Here is a 17,709-nt window from a genome sequence, read left to right on the forward strand (position 1 = left end):
TCATCCCCGTGTTCACCCAGCCTTTATTTGCCCGCCTGTTCGGCACTGGCACCCGTCGCGGCATCACCTCGATGGTGCTCGGCATGGCCGCCTTCGTGACCAACGATTCGCTGATCAAGCTGGCCAGCACCACCGTGCCGACCGGCCAGCTGATCTCCACACGCAATATCCTGACGGCCGTGCTGCTGCTGCTGATCATGCTGGCGACCGGCCAGGCCGCGCAGATCCGCCGCTGCATGGATCGCCCGGTGATGACCCGCAGCGCCATCGACGTGGTGGCGACGATCCTTTACCTGATCGCGCTGTTCCATATGCCGATCGGCAACGTCACGGCGATCAACATGAGCACGCCGTTGCTGCTCACCGCGGTCGTCGCCATCTTCCTGCATATCCCGGTCGGCTGGCGGCGCTGGACTGCCGTCGTGTTCGGCTTTGTCGGGGTGACGCTGATCGTGCAGCCGCGCGCCGAAGGCTTCAACGCCTATGCGCTGGTGGCGCTCGCCTCCACCATCTTCATCGTCGCCCGCGACCTCAGCACGCGGCGGATCGCCAGGGATGTGTCCTCGCTGGCGGTAGCGCTGGCCAATGCGATCTTCGTGCTGGTCGGCGCGCTGGCGCTGTCGGCCTTCGAGGGCTGGGTGGCGGTCGGCTGGCATGAACTGCTGCTGCTCGGTGGCGCCAGCCTGTTCCTGATCGTCGGCTATCTGCTGATCGTCGATGCCTTCCGCCATGGCGACATCGCCACCATCAGTCCCTTCCGCTATACTGGCCTGATCTGGGCGCTGGGCGCGGGCTATCTGGTCTGGGGCGATATCCCCAACACGCTGGCGTTTGCCGGCATCGTCATCGTGGTGGGCAGCGGGCTTTACGTGCTGCATCGCGAGCGCATCCGGGCGCGCGACGAGGCGACCCGCAGCGAGCCTGTGGAATAATATCTCCGGCCGGTGCAGTGTGGGCCATGACCGAAGCCCGCCTGAAAGCCCGGCTGCTGGTGCAGGCCATCCTGCGCCGCTATGACCTGGAAGCCATCCCCGCCTATATCCGGCGCAAGGGCGATCCTGATTCCGGCACCGTGCTGCTGAAGATCGCGCTCGGGCCGCAGACCGCGATCCTGCTGGCCCAGGCTCGCAACGCCGAGGGCGTGGCTGGCTGGCTGCAACTGGGCAATGGCCCGATCAACGAGGCGGATGCCGAGACGGCCATCGAGAAAGCCGCCAAGCGTGACCCCGATGTCTATGTGATCGAAGTGGAGGATGCCAGGGGCCGCATCCTCGTGGAGGGCATCCTGCTCTAGGCGACCTGCTCGAGACTGACTGCCGCGACGCGTGCGGCAGCGAAGACCTGACCGATGCCGACCAGAACCGGCTGTTCGACACCCGTCATCATCAGTGCATCACCCAGTTCTGAAAGCGTCCCCGTCCAGCGTGTCTCTTCGCGGCGCGAGACCGCGCTGACCACGGCAACCGGCGTCGCGGGTGACAACCCCTCGCCGATCAGTCTGGCTGCGAAAGCGCCGCCGGTGCGCCCGCCCATATACACCATCAGCGAGGTTTCCGCGTCCGCCAGACCGCGCCAGTCGAGGTCGCTGGGCAGTTCGCCCTGCCGCGAATGGCCGGTGACGAAGCGCACCGAATGCGCCGCATCGCGATGGGTCAGCGACACACCGAGGCTGCTGGCCGCCGCCAGTGCCGCCGTGATGCCTGGGATCACCGCGACCGGAATGCCGGCGGCGTCGAGCGCGGCGATTTCCTCGCCGGCGCGGCCGAACACCATCGGATCGCCGGCCTTGAGCCGCACCACGCGCTTGCCCTGACGCGCCAGCTTGATCATCAGCGCGTTGATATCTTCCTGTTTGCAGCTGGCGCGACCGCCGCGCTTGCCCACCATCATGCGCTTGGCTTCGCGGCGCGCGAGTTCCAGCACCTCGTCCGAGACCAGGTCGTCGAACAGGATCACATCGGCCGATTGCAGCGCGCGCATGGCTTTCAGCGTCAGCAGTTCAGCATCACCCGGCCCGGCGCCGACCAGCGTGACATGACCGCCAGCGGCTTTAGCTGGAGCAATCTCGATATCGGCAGGGACAGTCGGTTCGATGAAGGCGCGCTCGGAAAAACGCTCCCAGAAAGTGCGGCGCAGACCGCCAGCCGGCAAACGTTCGGCGACAGACTTGCGGATGCGCTTGGCGGCAGCGGCCCAGGCGCCCAGTGTTGCCGGCAACAGCGTTTCGATACGGCGGCGGATCGCCTGCGCCAGAATGGGCGCCGCGCCATCGGTGGAAATGCCGATCACCACCGGCGAACGGTTGACGATGGCACCGAACTGCACGTCGCAGTGATCGGGCTTGTCGATGGCGCTGCAGATCGCGCCGGCTGCCTTCGCGGCGGCATGGAAGGCAGCGGCCTCTTCGGCATCGGCCGCATCGATCACTGCCAGCACGGCACCGGCAAGATCCTCGGCCTGCCAGCCATGCGCGATGCAGACGACATCTGCGCCGGCCGCAGTCATCAGTTCGGCTTTCCAGGCCGCGCCCGGCGTATCGCCGACAACCACCGCACGTTTGCCCTGCAGATCAAGGAAGACCGGCAGCTTGGCCAGTGCGCCGATCCGCTGCGGACCTTCGGCCTCAGCCGGCTTTCTGGATACTGACAGCATCGATGATCCTCGCAATCTCGCTGCGGCAGGAGCCGCAATTGGTGCCGGCCTGCAATGCCTCGCCCACGGCCGCCACCGTGCGGCAACCGCCGGTCACGGCGGCAGCAATCTGCCCGGCGCCGATCTCGAAACAGGAGCAGACGAGCGCGCCGCGATCAGGCTGCGCCGCGCCGGCTCGGCCAGCCAGGAGTCGCAGACGATCAGGTGCGCTCACGGCCTTGCCGAGCTGATCCACGGCCCAGCTGCGCGACACGGCGACCGGCTCGGGTCCGATGAACAGCGCGCCGACCAGATGCTCGCCACGGAAGGCGGCGAAACGGTGATGCGACGTCGCCGCGTCGTGATAGGCTAGCAGGTCGATCTCGTCTTCGACCTCAAACCCGAACAGCGTGCGGGCGAATTCGGTCCAGTCCTGCGGCAAAGCCGGATCGGCCAGTTCGATACGCCAGCCGGCTTTCGTGCGCGCCCTGGCCCAGTAGCCGGCCGCGACCTCGCCCGGCGCGTCGGCCATCACGGCGAAGCCATACCAAGCCGCCGCAAAAGGCTGCACGGCGACGGCGGAGTATTTCAGTTCCGGCTGGCCCGAGACCGGATCGGTGGCCGGATTGACCAGCACATCGACGCGGGCATTCGAGGCGATCTGGTCGGTCCAGTGCAGCGGCACGAACACATTGCCGCGCTTCTGGTCGGAGGTGACCAGCGCCCGCACAACAATGCTGCCGCGCGCGTTCTTCACTTCAACCAAAGCTGCCGGCGCGATTCCGCAGCCGGCGGCGTCGTCCGGGTGCAGTTCGATGAAGGGCTCCGCGATATGACCCATCAGGCGCGGCGACAGGGCCGTGCGCGTCATGGTGTGCCACTGGTCGCGCACCCGCCCGGTATTGAGGATGAAGGGCAGATCGTCGGACACCTGCTCGACCGGCGCGCGGAACGCCGTGGCGATGAACCGCGCGCGACGGTCCGGCGTATAGAACTGCCCATCGGCGAAGAACCGCCGCGTGCCGCGCGGCGCCGCGCCGGCCGGGCACGGCCACTGCACCGGCTCCAGGGCCTCGTAGGCTTCGTCGGTGATCGCAGCAAAAGCCGAGATATCGAAATCGCGCGCACCGTGATTTTCGACGCCGCTCAGTTCGGCATATTCGCGGAACGCATCCACGGGCGCGTCATAAGAAAAATCACCCACCCAGCCCATGCGCTTGGCCACTTCGGCGAAGATCCACCAGTCGGCGCGCACCTCGCCCGGCCAGGGCATGAATCCGCGCTGGCGCGAGATGCGGCGCTCGGAATTGGTCACCGTGCCATCCTTCTCGCCCCAGGCGGCGGCTGGCAGCAGCACATGCGCATGCCGCGCCGTGTCTGTGCTCTGCATTACATCGGAGACGACAACGAAGGGACAAGCCCTGAGCGCGGCCTGCACCTCATCGGCTTCGGGCAGGCTGTCGGCCGGATTGGTGCCGGCGATCCAGATCGCCTTCACCTGTCCGGATTTGACGGCGCGGAACAGATCGACCGCTTTCAGCCCTGGCTTGTCGGCGATGCGCGGAGAGTTCCAGAAAGTCTGCACGATGCGGCGATGTTCGGCATCACCCAGTTCCATATGGCAGGCGAGCTGGTTGGCCAGCCCGCCGACTTCGCGGCCGCCCATCGCATTCGGCTGGCCAGTGATCGAGAACGGGCCGGTGCCCTCTTTGCCGATGCGGCCGGTCAGCAGATGACAGTTCAGGATCGCATTCACCTTGTCGCTGCCGGCCGAGGACTGGTTCACGCCCTGCGAAAAGCCGGTGACCACGCGTTCGGTGCGGGCGAACAGATCGTAGAAGCGGCGCAGCTCGGGCTGAGACAGTCCGGTGATCTCGGCCACATCCGCCAGAGAGAGCTTCCGCGCCGCCGCCAGCGCCGCCTCGAGACCATTGGTGTGGTCCGTGACGAACTCGGCGTCGATACGCCCGGTGTCCTGCAGATGCAGCAGCAGGCCGTTGAACAGCGCCACGTCGCTGCCCGGATTGAGCGCCAGATGCAGGTCAGCGGAACGCGCCGTCATGGTGCGGCGCGGATCGACCACCACCACGGTCAGCTCCGGGCGTTCGGCTTTTGCAGCCGCCAGCCGCTGGAACAGCACCGGATGGCACCAGGCCAGATTTGAACCGACCAGCACGACCAGATCGGCCAGCTCAAGGTCTTCGTAGATGCCGGGCACCGTATCGGTGCCGAAGGCGCGCTTGTGGCCCGCCACGGCCGAGGCCATGCAGAGCCGCGAATTGGTGTCGATATTGCCCGAGCCGATGAAGCCCTTCATCAGCTTGTTGGCGACATAGTAGTCCTCGGTCAGCAGCTGGCCCGAGACGTAGAACGCCACCGAGTCCGGGCCATACTGGGCGATCGTGTCGCTGAACACGGAGGCGACGCGGTCCAGTGCAGTGTCCCAATCGACACGCACTCCATCGACAGTCGGATAGAGCAGCCGGCCATCGAGCCCGAGCGTTTCGCCCAGCGCGGAGCCTTTCGAGCAGGCGCGGCCGAAATTGGCCGGATGATCGGCATCGCCCTGCACCGTCACGCTGCCCGCAGTTTCATCACGTGCGACCTTCAGGCCGCAACCGACGCCACAATACGGACAGGTGGTGCGGGTCTCCGCCACGGTGTCTGGCATCAGGCGGCCTTCACCGCCAGCCCCGGCCAGGACAGCAGGATGCGACCCTCCTGCAGCTTGACCGCAATGGTCCGGGTGCAGCCCTGATCGGCGCCCTGAGCTTCGCCGGTTTTGAGACTGATCACCCAGTTGTGCAGGGGGCAGGTGACAGAGTCCCCCTGAACAATGCCCTGCGACAGCGGCCCGCCCTTATGCGGGCATTTGTCGTCCAGGGCGAAAACCTGATCATCCATGGTGCGGAAGATTGCGATGTCGCCGCGCACGGTTTTCACCACGCGCGCGGCGCGCTTGGGGATATCGTTCAGCGTACCGATGTCGAGCCAGTCGTTGCTCATCTGCATGGCCCTTCCTACTCGGCCGCCTGGGCAAACCGCAGATCGGCCAGCGGCTTGAATTCGTAATCGAAGGCGCCGGCAACCCGTTCGGCCCAGGGATCGACCTGCGCGAAGCTCTGCGCGTGCACGAAGCGGGCGAACAGCGCGCGGCGGCGTTCATGGTCCTCGACGATCTGCTGTTTCACCGTGTCGAAGCCGACGCGATGCATCCATTTGTGGATGCGGTCGAGGTAATGCGCCTGCTCACGATAGAGCTGCATCAGCGCGCCGGTATATTCCAGCACCTCTTCCTCGGTCTCGATCTTGCAGAGCAGGACAGTCTGTTTGACTTCCAGGCCCGCCGCACCGGCGATATGGAATTCATAGCCGGAATCGACACAGATGATTCCGATATCCTTGACCGTTGCTTCGGCGCAGTTGCGCGGGCAACCCGAGACGCCGAGCTTCACCTTATGCGGTGTCCAGCTGCCCCAGGTGAATTTCTCCAGCTTGATGCCAAGCCCGGTCGAATCCTGCGTGCCGAAACGGCACCATTCTGTGCCGACGCAGGTCTTCACCGTGCGCAGCCCCTTGGCATAGGCATGACCCGAGACCATGCCGGCGGCATTGAGATCGGCCCAGACACCGGGAAGGTCTTCCTTCTTCACGCCCAGCAGGTCGATACGCTGCCCGCCCGTCACCTTCACGGAGGGTATGTTGAACTTGTCTGCCACATCGGCAATCGCGCGCAGTTCCTTCGCGCTGGTCATGCCGCCCCACATGCGCGGCACCACGGAATATGTGCCGTCCTTCTGGATGTTGGCGTGCACGCGTTCGTTGATGAAGCGCGACTGGTTGTCGTCGGTATAGTCACCGGGCCAGGTGGCCAGCAGGTAGTAGTTCAGCGCCGGGCGGCATTTGCTGCAGCCACAGGAGGTTTTCCACTCCAGCTCCTGCATCACCGCCGGAATCGATTTCAGCTCCTTGGCAATGATCAGGCGGCGGATGTCGTCATGGCCGAGATCCGTGCAGCCGCAGGCCGCCTTGCTGACCTTCGGCGCATAGGTATCGCCCAGCGTGAGCCCGATCAGCTTTTCGACCAGCCCGGTGCAGGAGCCGCAGGAGGCCGACGCCTTGGTGACGGCGCGGACTTCCTCCAGGCTGGTCAGGCCGTTGGCCGTGATCGCGCCGGTGATCTTGCTTTTGCACACGCCGTTACAGCCACAGATCTCTGCCTCATCCGGCAAGGCTGCAACGGCCGCCATAGGGTCCAGCGGGGCACCTCCCGCATAGCCTTGGCCGAAGATCAGGGTCTGGCGCATCTCGGCGATATCCGCGCCTTCGCGCAGCAGCTGGAAGAACCAGGCGCCGTCTTCCACGTCGCCATAGAGCACGGTGCCGATGATCTTGCCCTCTTTCAGCACCAGCCGCTTGTACACTCCGCGCGCGGCGTCGCGCAGCACAATTTCCTCGCGGTCTTTGGCTTCGGCGAAATCTCCGGCAGAGAAAAGACTGATGCCGGTCACCTTCAGCTTGGTTGCCGTCACCGAGCCGTTATAGGCTGCCGGCTCGTCGATCAGGGTCCTGGCCAGCACGCCCGCCATCTCGTACAGCGGGGCGACCAGACCATAGGTGGCGCCGCGATGCTCGACGCATTCGCCCAATGAGAAAATGTCGGGATCAGATGTGCGCATCTGGTCATCGACGACGATGCCGCGATTGACCGTCAGGCCGGATTCCTTGGCAAGCCAGCCATTCGGCCGGATACCCACTGCCATCACCACCAGCGAAGCCGGCAGTACCGTGCCGTCTTCCAGCTCCACGCCTTCGACCCGGCTGGTGCCGAGGATCGCCTTGGTATTGGCGCCGGTCACAACCTTGATGCCGCGCCTTTCGATTTCCTTCTTCAGCAGATACCCGGCGCTGGCATCGAGCTGGCGCTCCATCAGCGTCGGCATCAGATGCACGACGGTGACATCCATACCCTGTTCGGCAAGACCGGCTGCAGCCTCCAGGCCCAGCAGGCCGCCGCCGATCACCACCGCATTGCCGCGCGCTTTCGAGGCCAGGATCATGGCATCGACATCATCGAGGTCGCGGTAGCTCAGCACGCCCGGCAAAGTGTGGCCCGGCACCGGAATGATGAAGGGCACCGAGCCGGTCGCGATCACCAGCTTGTCGTAACTTTCGACCAGACCATTGTCGGTGCTGATCGTCTTGGCGGCACGATCGATGCCGGTGACCTTGGTGCCCTTGTGCAGCGTGATGCCGTTCTTGATGTACCAGCCGTCGCCATGGATGACGATCTGCTCGTAGCTCTTCTCGCCCGACAGCACCGGCGACAGCATGATGCGGTCGTAGTTCACGCGCGGCTCGGCATTGAAGATCGTGATGTCATAACGGCCCGGCGCCTTGTCCAGCAGATGCTCCAGCATCCGTCCCGGTGCCATGCCATTCCCAACGATAAGCAGTCTTTCAGCCATGGAACATACTCCTTACGCGATACTCAGGCGGCGTGTACGGCCGGTGCGCGATGGCGCGCATACAGGAATTCCATGATCTCCTTGCGGCAGCGCACATACTCTGCGTCACCGGCCAGCGTCAGCCGGTTGCGCGGCCGCGGCAGGTCGACCTTGAGGATTTCGCCGATCGTGGCGGCCGGTCCGTTGGTCATCATCACCACGCGATCCGACAGCAGCACGGCCTCGTCCACGTCATGGGTGATCATGATCACGGTGTTTTTCAGCTTGGCATGCAGCTCCATCACGGTGTCCTGCAGCGTCGCGCGGGTCAGCGCATCGAGTGCGCCGAACGGTTCGTCCAGCAGCAGCACCTTGGGCTCCATGGCCAGCGCCCGCGCAATGCCGACACGCTGCTTCATGCCGCCGGAGATTTCCTGCGGCCGCTTGTCGAGCGCATGGTCCATGCCGACCAGAGCGAGGTTATGCCGGGTCCATTCGTCGCGCTCGGCCCGGGTCTTGGCGCCACCATGCACCTTGTCGACGGCGAGGCGCACATTGTCGTAGACGGTCAGCCAGGGCAGCAGCGAATGGTTCTGAAACACCACGGCGCGATCCGGGCCGGGATCGGACACTTCCTTGCCCTGAAGCAGCACACCGCCTGTGGTGGCGCGCGTCAGGCCGGCCACGATGTTGAGCAAGGTGGACTTGCCGCAGCCGGAATGGCCGATCAGGGCGACAAACTCGCCGCTGCTGATCTCCAGCTCGATGTCGCGCAGGGCAATGAAGGGGCCGTTGGCGCCCTTGAAGGTCATGCCGACATTGCTGATGCTCAGATAGGCGCTCATGGCAGGCTCCTTTTGGTACGCGACGGGTTGGGACTTAACTGTGCGGGGGCTGGAATGGAGGTTTCGCGCGCCACCGGAATGACCGGACGCGCGGACGAGACATACGAGCCGTCGAAGAAGAGATCGGCGCCCATCGGGATCGGCGCGCTGGCCTGCGCCAGGGTCCAGGGGCCGGCATGCAGGCCTTCCGGCTTGCGATCGATCAGCGGGAACGGCTTGTCGAGCGCGGCGGCGGCTTCGCGATAGAGGTCGGTGCGGTAGACGGCGTCGGCGGTGGCGGCGATATCGGTGGCGGGATCGATCAGCTTCCAGCGCCGCATCTCGGTCAGATACCACTCGGCCTGGCTGCGCCAGGGGAAGTTGGCGCTGTAGCGGTTGAAGACGAAGAAGTCCGGCATATGCTCAGGCGCGGTATCAAGACCGTAGCGCACCACGCCCAGCATGCTGAGGCGGATCGCCTCGGCGGCTTCCGGGCCGATATAGTCGGGCTTCGCCATGATCTCGACGCCTTCGAGGCGATTCTCCGGCCGGTCGAGCCATTCGGCCGCCTCGATCAGCGCCATCAGCATCTGCTTGTGCGTCAGCGGATTGCGCTCGACCCAGTCGCGGTTGGTGCCGATCACCTTCTCGACGCGGTTGTTCCATATCTCATAACCCGAGATCAGGATGCGGCCAACGCCACGCAGCACGGCCAGCGAGTTCCACGGATCACCGACGCAGAAGCCGTCAATCTCGCCAGCTGCCAGACGATCGGTCATCTGCGGCGGCGGCACGATCACCAGCTGCACGTCGCGATCCGGGTCGATGCCGGCCGAGGCGAGCCAGTAGCGCAGCTGGATCTGGTGCGAAGAGAAATTGAACACGGTGGCAAAAGTGAGCTGCGGCCGGCCCGCATTGCGGTCGGCCGCGATAAGCCGGCGCAGCACATTGCCGGCCTCGTGACGATCATGCGCCAGCGCCGGCTCGGCATCGACCAGGCGGTTCCACAGTTTCGTGGAGATGGTGACGGCATTGCCGTTCAGGTTGAGCACAAAGGACGTGATCTGCGGCTTTTTCCAGCCGCCGGCGCCCAGTGTGGCGGCCAGCGGCATCGGCGCCAGCATATGGGCGGCATCCAGCGCACCGAGCGCCACCTTGTCGCGCATGTTGGCCCAGCTGGGTTCGCGCACCAGCGTGACATTCAGGCCGTGGCGCTCGAAGAAACCCTTCTCCTTGGCCACGATCAGCGGCGCGCAGTCGGTCAGCGCAATGAAGCCGATCCGCATGTCCGTGGGGGCCGCAGCTTTCGCTGCACCCCCCACCATCTTCGTTTTGACTGTGCGACGCGGCATCTTGCCCTCTCGTCCTATTGGGCCGAATAGCCGCCGACGCGGTTGCCGATGAAGCCGATCAGGCGGTCGAGCATGAAACCGACCAGACCGACATAGATCAGCGCCAGGATGATCTCGCTGATCAGCGAGCTGTTCCAGGCATCCCAGATGAAGAAGCCGATGCCGACGCCGCCGATCAGCATCTCGGCCGCGACGATGGCGAGCCAGCTCAGGCCGATGCCGATCTTCAGGCCGGTGAACATGAACGGCACGGTCGCCGGCAGCATCACCTTGAAGAAGAACTCGAAACCGTTGAGCCGCAGCACGCGCGAGACATTGCGGTAATCCTGCGGGATGTTGCGGATACCGACCGCGGTGTTGAGGATGATCGGCCAGATCGCCGTAATCGTGATCACGAAGATTGCTGAAGGATCAGCATGGCGGAAGGCGGCGAGCGACAGCGGCAGCCAGGCCAGCGGCGGCACAGTGCGCAGCACCTGGAAGATCGGATCAAGGCCGCGGAAAGCCAGTGTCGACTGCCCGATCAGCACGCCGAGCGCGATACCGATGCCGGACGCCAGTGTAAAGCCGATCGCCACACGCTTGAGGCTGGACGCCAGGTGCCAGAACAGGCCCTTGTCGAGATTGCCCTTGTCGTAGAAGGGATCGATGATCAGTTCCCAGGTATCGGCGATCACCTTGGATGGCGGCGGCAGCGTCGCCTTCGGGCTGGAACAGGCGATTTCCCAGACCGCGATGGCCAGCGCCAGGAACAGCAGCGGCGGCAGCACGCGCGCGGCGACAAATTTCGCGCCGCTCACCACACGCGGCAGCAGGGTGGCGAGAATGCTCTCGCCACCCATTTCTGCCTTGGTCAGTACATCGGTCTTGACGGCCATGGACAGCTCCTTGTCATGCGCGGACATCGGCTCAGACCCGCGTGATCGCCTGGCTCTTCAGGTAGGCCATCGGATCCGCCGGATCGAAGACCTTGCCGTCGAAGAAGGTTTCCTTGCCGCGCGAGACCGACTTCGGAATCTCGGCGTCGCTGGTGCCCAGCGACTTGGCCGCCTCGCGCCACATGTCTTCGCGGTTGACCTTCTTGATCAGGCCTTTCGCGTCGAAATCGGTCGGCAGGTAGCCCCAGCGCATATCCTCGGTGAGGAACCACAGGTCATGGCTCTGATACGGATAGGAGGCATTGCCGCGCCAGAACTTCATCATCAGCGGATTGTTCACGTCGGCCGTCACCTTACGGCCGCCGTCGCCGTAGTCGATGATGCCCTTGGCACGGTCGAGGATGTCGGGCACCGGCACCTTGAACCAGTCGCGGCCACCGACGATCTTGCACATCTCTTCCTTGTTCTCGAGCTTGTCGCACCACTGCTGCGCTTCCATGGTCGCCATCAGGATCGCCTTGGCGGCCTTCGGATTCTTGTCGACCCAGTCGGAACGCAGGCCGAGCGACTTTTCGGGATGGTCGTTCCACAGCTCGCCGGTCATCAGCGCGGTGAAGCCGATCTTCTGGTGGATGAGTTGCAGGTTCCACGGCTCGCAGACGCAGAAGGCCTCCATCGCGTTGACCTTCATGTTGGCCACCATCTGCGGCGGCGGCACCACGATGGTGGAGATGTCCTTGTCGGGGTCGATGCCGGCCGCCGCCATCCAGTAGCGGATCCACAAATCATGCGTGCCGCCCGGGAAGGTCATGGCTGCCTTGATTTCCTTGCCGCCCGCCTTGGCCTTCTTCAGCGCAGCGCCGAAGCTCGTGGCATCCTTGGTCACGTTCATGCCGGCATAGGCACTCGACACCGAGATGCCCTGGCCGTTCAGGTTCAGGCGCGCCAGGATATACATCGGCACCGGCACATTGCCCTTGGTGACCTTGCCCGACGAGATCAGATACGGCATGGGGGTGAGGATATGCGCGCCGGTGATGCCGCCGCCGGCTTCGCCGAGTTCGATATTGTCGCGCGTCGCGCCCCAGGAGGCCTGCTTGTCGATCACCATGTCGGGCAGGCCATACTTGGCGAACATGCCCTTTTCCTTGGCGATGATCAGCGGCGAGGCATCGGTCAGCGCGATATAGCCGAGCTTGGTGCCCTTCACTTCGGGGCCCGCGGCCTGCGCAAAGGCGCCACCGGGCAGCTGCAGCCGGGCGGCGGCGAACAATGCGGCGGTGCCGGCGGCACCCTTGAACACCTGGCGACGATTGAACTTTTTCATCCTGCTGGTCCCCTCTTCCCTGTTGCGGCCGTCGTTGCGGCCAATAAAAAAGCGCCCCTCGACAGCAGCCTCGGAAGAGGCCGTATCGCGGGACGCCATTGTCCAGTCCGGGACCGGGCACTCTTGCGCAAACCTGGGGAGGCTTTTGCCTGGAGGATCCGGTCAATCCCGCTGCGCCATTGCAGCGGGAGGTTCACACTCTGTTTAGCAGGAAGCGTGCCACAGCCTGCCGCAGTGCAGCATGGGCGGTTTCGCGAGATTTTTCAGGGGGATGGCGCGGCTGCACGATTCGGGGCAGATATGCCGCACTGCACAAATTTCAGGCGGATGCCCGGGCGGCCTGCCTACTTCTTCTTCAACACGTCGGCAAACGCCAGCAGCGCTTCGGCCACATCGACCAGACGCTGCTGGCGGTCCATCGCGAGCTTGCGCAGCGCCGCATAGGCCTCGTCTTCGCCGATCTTGCGCTCGCGCATCAGCAGCCCTTTGGCGCGCTCGATCAGCTTGCGTTCAGATAGGGTGGCCTTGGTCTTTTTCAACTCGTCGCGCAGCGCCTGGAATTCACGGAAACGCGCGACGGCGACATCGATGATCGGCTTCACCCGCTTGGGGTTCATGCCGTCGATGATATAGGCGGAAACCCCGGCCTGCATGGCTTCCTGGATCATCGTGTCGTCGGACTGGTCGACAAACATCACGATCGGGCGCGGCTCGTCGGCATTGATCTGGCGCATGCTGTCGATGGTGTCGCGCGAGGGGCTTTCCATGTCGACGATGATCACGTCGGGCGCGATTTCCTGCACGCGTTTGGCCGACAGCTCGCGCGGCGCCAGCTGCGCCACCAGCGTATAGCCCTTGCCCTGCAGCGCCTCGGCCAGCACGACGGCGCGGTCTGGGTCTTCGTCGATGAGAAGGATACGGATCACTGGGGTCACGGGGCTGCGGCGGACTGGCGTTTACCAGTGACGTAGCAAGATGCGTACCGTCTTATTGGCCGGAGCGAATAGAAAGGTTTTAGTGGTGGCTGGAGGCGGATTTGAACCGCCGACCCAGGGCTTATGAGTCCCTTGCTCTACCAACTGAGCTATCCAGCCACACTAAACGTCCCGCCACCGAGCATGTCGGCCCCGGGAGGCGCATGAAATACGGGCAGAGCCCCGATCTGTCAAGCGCGGGACAAGTCGTTGTTTTCAAGCGGCTAATTCGGCCCCCGCGAGCGTCTCCGCCCGTGCGATCCAGCCGCCGCCGAGCAGTCGTTCGCCGCCATAGACCACGCCGGCCTGGCCGGGCGCGACGCCGTATTCGGCCGAATAGAGTTCCAGCCGTGCGGTCCCCTTTTCGCTGGCCGCGAATATTCTCGCGGCAACGGCCGGCTGCGCCGAGCGCAGCTTCACGGTCACATCGAGTCCCTCGGCCGGGATCGCGCCGCCGAGCCAGTTGAGTTCGCGCAAACCGACGACCTTGCGCGCCAGCGCCTCGCGCGGACCGACCACGACGCGCCGCGTCGCCGCATCGAGGCGCACGACATACAGCGGCTCGCTTGCTGCGATGCCAATGCCCTTGCGCTGGCCCACGGTGAAATGAATCACGCCGTCGTGTCTGCCAAGTACATTGCCTTGCACATCGACGATCTCGCCCGGCTCGGCCGCTTCAGGCCGCAGCTTGCTCACCACGCTGGCGTAATCGCCATTGGGCACGAAGCAGATATCCTGGCTGTCCGGCTTGTCGGCCACGATCAGCCCGAACTCTTCGGCCAGCCTGCGCACCTCGGGCTTTTCCAGATGGCCCAGCGGGAAGCGCAGGTAGTCGAGCTGCGCCTGCGTCGTGGTGTAGAGGAAATAGCTCTGGTCGCGGCGCGGATCGGCGCCGCGCAGCAGCTGCGAATGCCCGTCATCGCCCAGCACGCGCTGCACATAATGGCCAGTGGCGAGGCAGTCGGCATCGAGATCGCGCGCGGTCTCCAGCAGGTCGCGGAACTTGACGCGCTGGTTGCAGCGGATGCAGGGGATCGGCGTTTCGCCGCGCACGTAACTGTCGGCGAATTCGTCGATCACCGCCTGGCGGAAACGGCTTTCGTAATCCAGCACGTAATGCGGAATGCCGAGACGCTCGGACACCATGCGCGCATCGTGGATATCCTGCCCGGCGCAGCAGGCGCCTTTTTTCGCAATCGCCGCGCCATGATCGTAGAGCTGCAGCGTAATGCCGATGACATCGTAACCCTGGCGCTTGAGCAGCCCGGCGACCACGGAGGAATCCACCCCGCCCGACATGGCGACGACCACGCGCGTCTCGCCCGGGGCTTTGGCGAAGCCCAGCGAGTTCAAAGCGGTGGTCTGGTCGGCGGCGGTCATCTGGCGGCGGCGGTCCTTATGCGGCGGGGCGGACTATAGCGCCCGAACCCCGCCAGACAAGCTCAGAGGCGGCAAGCTCAGAGGCGGCAAGCTCTGGGGCGACAAGATCCTCCGGGTCAGGATTGTTTCCCGGCGGCTCGATCCGGCTCGACTGAGGCCCGGTGGGGGCTGAGTGAGGTCTATTTGATGCTGAGTCAGGTCTATTCGGGGCCAAGTGAGGTCCATTCGGGTTCGTGGGTGTTCGTTTTGCTTCGTTCGGGTTCGTAGCGGTTCGTGGCGGTTCGTGGCGGTTCGCTGATGTTCGTGGCGGTTCCCTGGCGTTCGTGGCGGTTCGTAGAGCTTCGCTCCGGCTAACGTGAGCTATCGCATACATAGGTATTCAGCGGCAGCCGCCACGGCTGGACAGGCGCGCCGCCTTATGAGAACATATCACGAACTCTGTAATCCGGCAAGCGGAGGACGACCCATGGTGAAAACGGCGACAGCGGCCCTGCCCTGCAAGCACCTGTCTGTCTCGATCCCGCAACCCTTCGAACGGGTGAATGCGTTTCTGTCCGACCCGGCGAACTGGACGCTCTGGGCCAGCGGCCTGGGCGAGATGCAGTTCGATGCCGCACGCGATGTCTGGACCGCGCAACAGGACGGCGTCGGCGTGGTGACGATTGTATTCACGCCGCCGAATGCTTTCGGGATTCTGGATCACCGCGTGACACTGCCCGATGGCAGCGTGGTGATCATGCCGGTGCGCGCGATGGCGAATGGCGACAGCACGGAGCTTGTGCTGACGCTGTTCCGCCAGCCCGGCATGGATGATGCGACGTGGAAGCGTGATGAGGAGTGGGTGAAGAAGGATTTGGAGAGATTGAAGAAAATTATCGGCGCAACGGAATGTCCGAGATAAACACTCGCTTGTAAGCGTCTTCTACCCCGGCCTCTTTAAGCAAAATGATAAATGCGTCGTAAAGGGCAGCAGGATAATCAGACGGCCCAATAATGATGCGATCAATCAACTCAGGTATTTCTATACCAGTAAGACCTTGGTCAGGAAAATTCCTTAACGGAATCTTGTAAACTGGCTGAGGAACACCCGCGATCACTCTTACGTCCCTCAGCAATCACTCTTACGTCCCTCAGCAATACATTGGAGGGACTGTACATCGGGTTAAAAAGAATTCGCCATTCGCGTTCCTCCCAAAATCCGGGATGCTTGGTACACAGGGCAGCAAACATGAGCATATTAAACGCCATATTTTTTATGGCTTCACGGCCGTATGGGCGGAGCAGATCAATATTTTCTTCTATTCCATCCACAACTATTTTGAACTCAGCATCAAATTCCGAATCGCTGAGATAAGCGACAGGGCTCGTGTATGCGTGGAAAACATCACTCTCGTTAAAAAACGGAGCGGCGTTCATAACAAAGGCAACTCCTGTGCCGCCGCCGTATCCGCGCCACATGGAGAGGCGGCCAAAAGTATCCTCGGTATCGTAGTGTTCAGAGAAGCATGTGAAATATGTGCTGGTGCGAAGACGATCACGCCAATCGTTATAAAAAGTTTGTAATTCTTTCGATAGACCATCGAAAAGATGGTCTAAGGCAACCTGAAATCGCTTTCCATTACTCCCCTTATTATAGGCCGCGGCCACACAATTCATTCCATGCTCCACTTCCATGATATCATTCATGCAAGTCGAATTTCGCATCCACACTTCTTTATTACGCAAAATACTCATTGCCGCATCAGCGTTTGTGTAGTGGACAAAGCGGCCATTGCGCTTTTGCACTTCCGCTTGTCGGTTATGCATGTAAGGGAAAAACACCTGCAACGCAGGCCGCATATCAAGGGGATCAGACATGATGGAATCGTCCAAAGTGTGGCTGTCAGTCACACTTTAGCTTCGCTTTGCCTCGATGGTCCATCTGCAATTCAGAACATTGACAAACCCGAGGATGACGGTTACGCGGCGTTGATCGCATATTACGCCACCCTCTTCCGCTTCGTGAGAATCTCCGCCAGCGCGCTCACCTTCGCCTGCGGCTGGTCCTTGCGCCACACCAGCAGCGTCTTCGCGCGCTGGAACGGCGCCGGCAGTTTGTGTTCGCGCAGCTTGCTGCGCGCGGCATAGCCATCCAGCACGCTGCGTGGCATCAGCGCCGCGCCCATGCCGGCCGCCACGCAGCCGAGCATCACGTGATACGACGCCAGCTCCACCGTGCGCGCGATCTCGCGCCCGCCCTGGCCGAACCAGCGTTCCAGCCGCTCGCGATGCGGACAGCCGGGATGAAACGCCAGCACGCTCGCCTCACGCAGGTCGGCGGGTTTCCGCACGACTGGATGATCGGCAACTGTGACCAGCACCAGTTCCTCGTCGAACACGGCCAATGAGCTGAGCCGCGCATCGCTGACCGGTTCGGCCACCAGGGCTGCATCGCTCTCGCCCGCCAGCACTTTCGCCATCAGCTCGCGCGGCGAGCCGGTATGCAGCTCGACGCGCACCTCGGCATATCTGCGATGATATTCGGCCAGCGGCCCGGGCAGGCGCACGCCGGCGGTGCTTTCCATCGTGCCGAGCGTGAGCAGGCCGCGCGGCGGCGCATCCGTCTGCACGGCGTTGCGGGCTTCGTCCGCCAGCACCAGCAGGCGGTGTGCATAGTCCAGCAGCGTGCGGCCGGCCGGCGTGATCTGCAGCCGCTTGCCGACGCGCACAAACAGCTGCGTGCCGAGGTCCTCTTCCAGTTTCTGGATGCGCGCCGTCACATTCGACTGCACGCGATGCAGCCGGTTGGCCGCCGCCGTGATGCCGCCGCTTTCCACCACGGTGCGGAAGACATGCAGGTCGGTCAGGTCCATTTTCCATATCTCGTTTAGAGATCAATATGATCAGTATTATTCAT

Annotated in this window: 15 protein-coding genes and 1 tRNA gene; 3 read left to right on the forward strand and 13 right to left on the reverse strand. The window is 63.5% G+C overall.

The features are described 5' to 3' along the window. Nucleotides 1-8: 8 nt before the first annotated feature. Both FNB15_RS19440 and FNB15_RS19445 read left to right on the forward strand, forming a co-directional pair. Nucleotides 9-932: a DMT family transporter gene (locus tag FNB15_RS19440; protein WP_144258312.1), complete on the forward strand. Its 924-nt coding sequence runs from the start codon at nt 9-11 to the stop codon at nt 930-932. Between the two features lie 26 nt (nt 933-958). Continuing rightward, the gene (locus FNB15_RS19445; RefSeq protein ID WP_144258313.1) at nt 959-1,294 is read left to right on the forward strand and encodes a DUF1491 family protein; all 336 of its coding nucleotides are present in this window, start codon (nt 959-961) and stop codon (nt 1,292-1,294) included. On the opposite strand, the gene cysG is transcribed toward FNB15_RS19445, so the two are convergent. The 11 genes from cysG to mnmA form a co-directional block, all read right to left on the reverse strand. After that, the gene (cysG, locus tag FNB15_RS19450; protein WP_144258314.1) at nt 1,291-2,652 is read right to left on the reverse strand and encodes a siroheme synthase CysG; all 1,362 of its coding nucleotides are present in this window, start codon (nt 2,650-2,652) and stop codon (nt 1,291-1,293) included. The genes FNB15_RS19445 and cysG overlap by 4 nt on opposite strands. Further along, nucleotides 2,624-5,302: a nitrate reductase gene (locus tag FNB15_RS19455; RefSeq protein ID WP_144258315.1), complete on the reverse strand. Its 2,679-nt coding sequence runs from the start codon at nt 5,300-5,302 to the stop codon at nt 2,624-2,626. Before FNB15_RS19455 ends, cysG begins: the two co-directional genes overlap by 29 nt. Beyond that, a complete protein-coding gene (gene nirD / locus FNB15_RS19460; protein WP_221932685.1) occupies nt 5,302-5,643 on the reverse strand; it encodes a nitrite reductase small subunit NirD in 342 nt (113 codons plus the stop codon). Before nirD ends, FNB15_RS19455 begins: the two co-directional genes overlap by 1 nt. 8 nt (nt 5,644-5,651) lie before the next feature. Continuing rightward, nucleotides 5,652-8,099, reverse strand: coding sequence for a nitrite reductase large subunit NirB (gene nirB, locus FNB15_RS19465; RefSeq protein WP_144258316.1), 2,448 nt, complete (start codon nt 8,097-8,099; stop codon nt 5,652-5,654). A 23-nt stretch (nt 8,100-8,122) separates the two neighbouring features. Next, complete coding sequence (locus FNB15_RS19470) at nt 8,123-8,923, reverse strand: ABC transporter ATP-binding protein (RefSeq protein WP_144258317.1); 801 nt, start codon at nt 8,921-8,923, stop codon at nt 8,123-8,125. Next, nucleotides 8,920-10,254 (reverse strand): CmpA/NrtA family ABC transporter substrate-binding protein, encoded by a 1,335-nt coding sequence (locus FNB15_RS19475; protein WP_144258318.1) that lies wholly within the window; start codon nt 10,252-10,254, stop codon nt 8,920-8,922. The genes FNB15_RS19470 and FNB15_RS19475 overlap by 4 nt, the downstream gene beginning before the upstream one ends. Nucleotides 10,255-10,268: 14 nt before the next feature. Continuing rightward, complete coding sequence (gene ntrB, locus FNB15_RS19480; protein ID WP_144258319.1) at nt 10,269-11,132, reverse strand: nitrate ABC transporter permease; 864 nt, start codon at nt 11,130-11,132, stop codon at nt 10,269-10,271. A 31-nt stretch (nt 11,133-11,163) separates the two neighbouring features. Beyond that, complete coding sequence (locus tag FNB15_RS19485) at nt 11,164-12,459, reverse strand: CmpA/NrtA family ABC transporter substrate-binding protein (RefSeq protein ID WP_144258320.1); 1,296 nt, start codon at nt 12,457-12,459, stop codon at nt 11,164-11,166. Between the two features lie 344 nt (nt 12,460-12,803). Next, entirely contained in the window at nt 12,804-13,385 is a 582-nt protein-coding gene (locus tag FNB15_RS19490; RefSeq protein WP_144258321.1) for an ANTAR domain-containing response regulator, read from the reverse strand. A gap of 92 nt (nt 13,386-13,477) precedes the next feature. Then, nucleotides 13,478-13,553, reverse strand: a tRNA-Met gene (locus tag FNB15_RS19495). Between the two features lie 96 nt (nt 13,554-13,649). Further along, nucleotides 13,650-14,786, reverse strand: coding sequence for a tRNA 2-thiouridine(34) synthase MnmA (gene mnmA / locus FNB15_RS19500; protein WP_221932859.1), 1,137 nt, complete (start codon nt 14,784-14,786; stop codon nt 13,650-13,652). 493 nt (nt 14,787-15,279) lie between these two features. Here mnmA and FNB15_RS19505 point away from each other — a divergent pair, with 493 nt between their 5' ends. After that, nucleotides 15,280-15,714, forward strand: coding sequence for an SRPBCC family protein (locus tag FNB15_RS19505; protein ID WP_144258323.1), 435 nt, complete (start codon nt 15,280-15,282; stop codon nt 15,712-15,714). 140 nt (nt 15,715-15,854) lie between these two features. On the opposite strand, the gene FNB15_RS19510 is transcribed toward FNB15_RS19505, so the two are convergent. Both FNB15_RS19510 and FNB15_RS19515 read right to left on the reverse strand, forming a co-directional pair. After that, nucleotides 15,855-16,670, reverse strand: a complete 816-nt coding sequence (locus FNB15_RS19510; RefSeq protein ID WP_144258324.1) for a DUF2971 domain-containing protein — start codon at nt 16,668-16,670, stop codon at nt 15,855-15,857. 122 nt (nt 16,671-16,792) lie between these two features. Further along, on the reverse strand, nt 16,793-17,665 hold the full coding sequence (locus FNB15_RS19515; RefSeq protein ID WP_144258325.1) for a LysR family transcriptional regulator: 873 nt from the start codon (nt 17,663-17,665) through the stop codon (nt 16,793-16,795). Nucleotides 17,666-17,709: the final 44 nt, after the last annotated feature.

It is taken from the genome of Ferrovibrio terrae, from assembly GCF_007197755.1.
GTDB classification, from domain to species: domain Bacteria; phylum Pseudomonadota; class Alphaproteobacteria; order Ferrovibrionales; family Ferrovibrionaceae; genus Ferrovibrio; species Ferrovibrio terrae.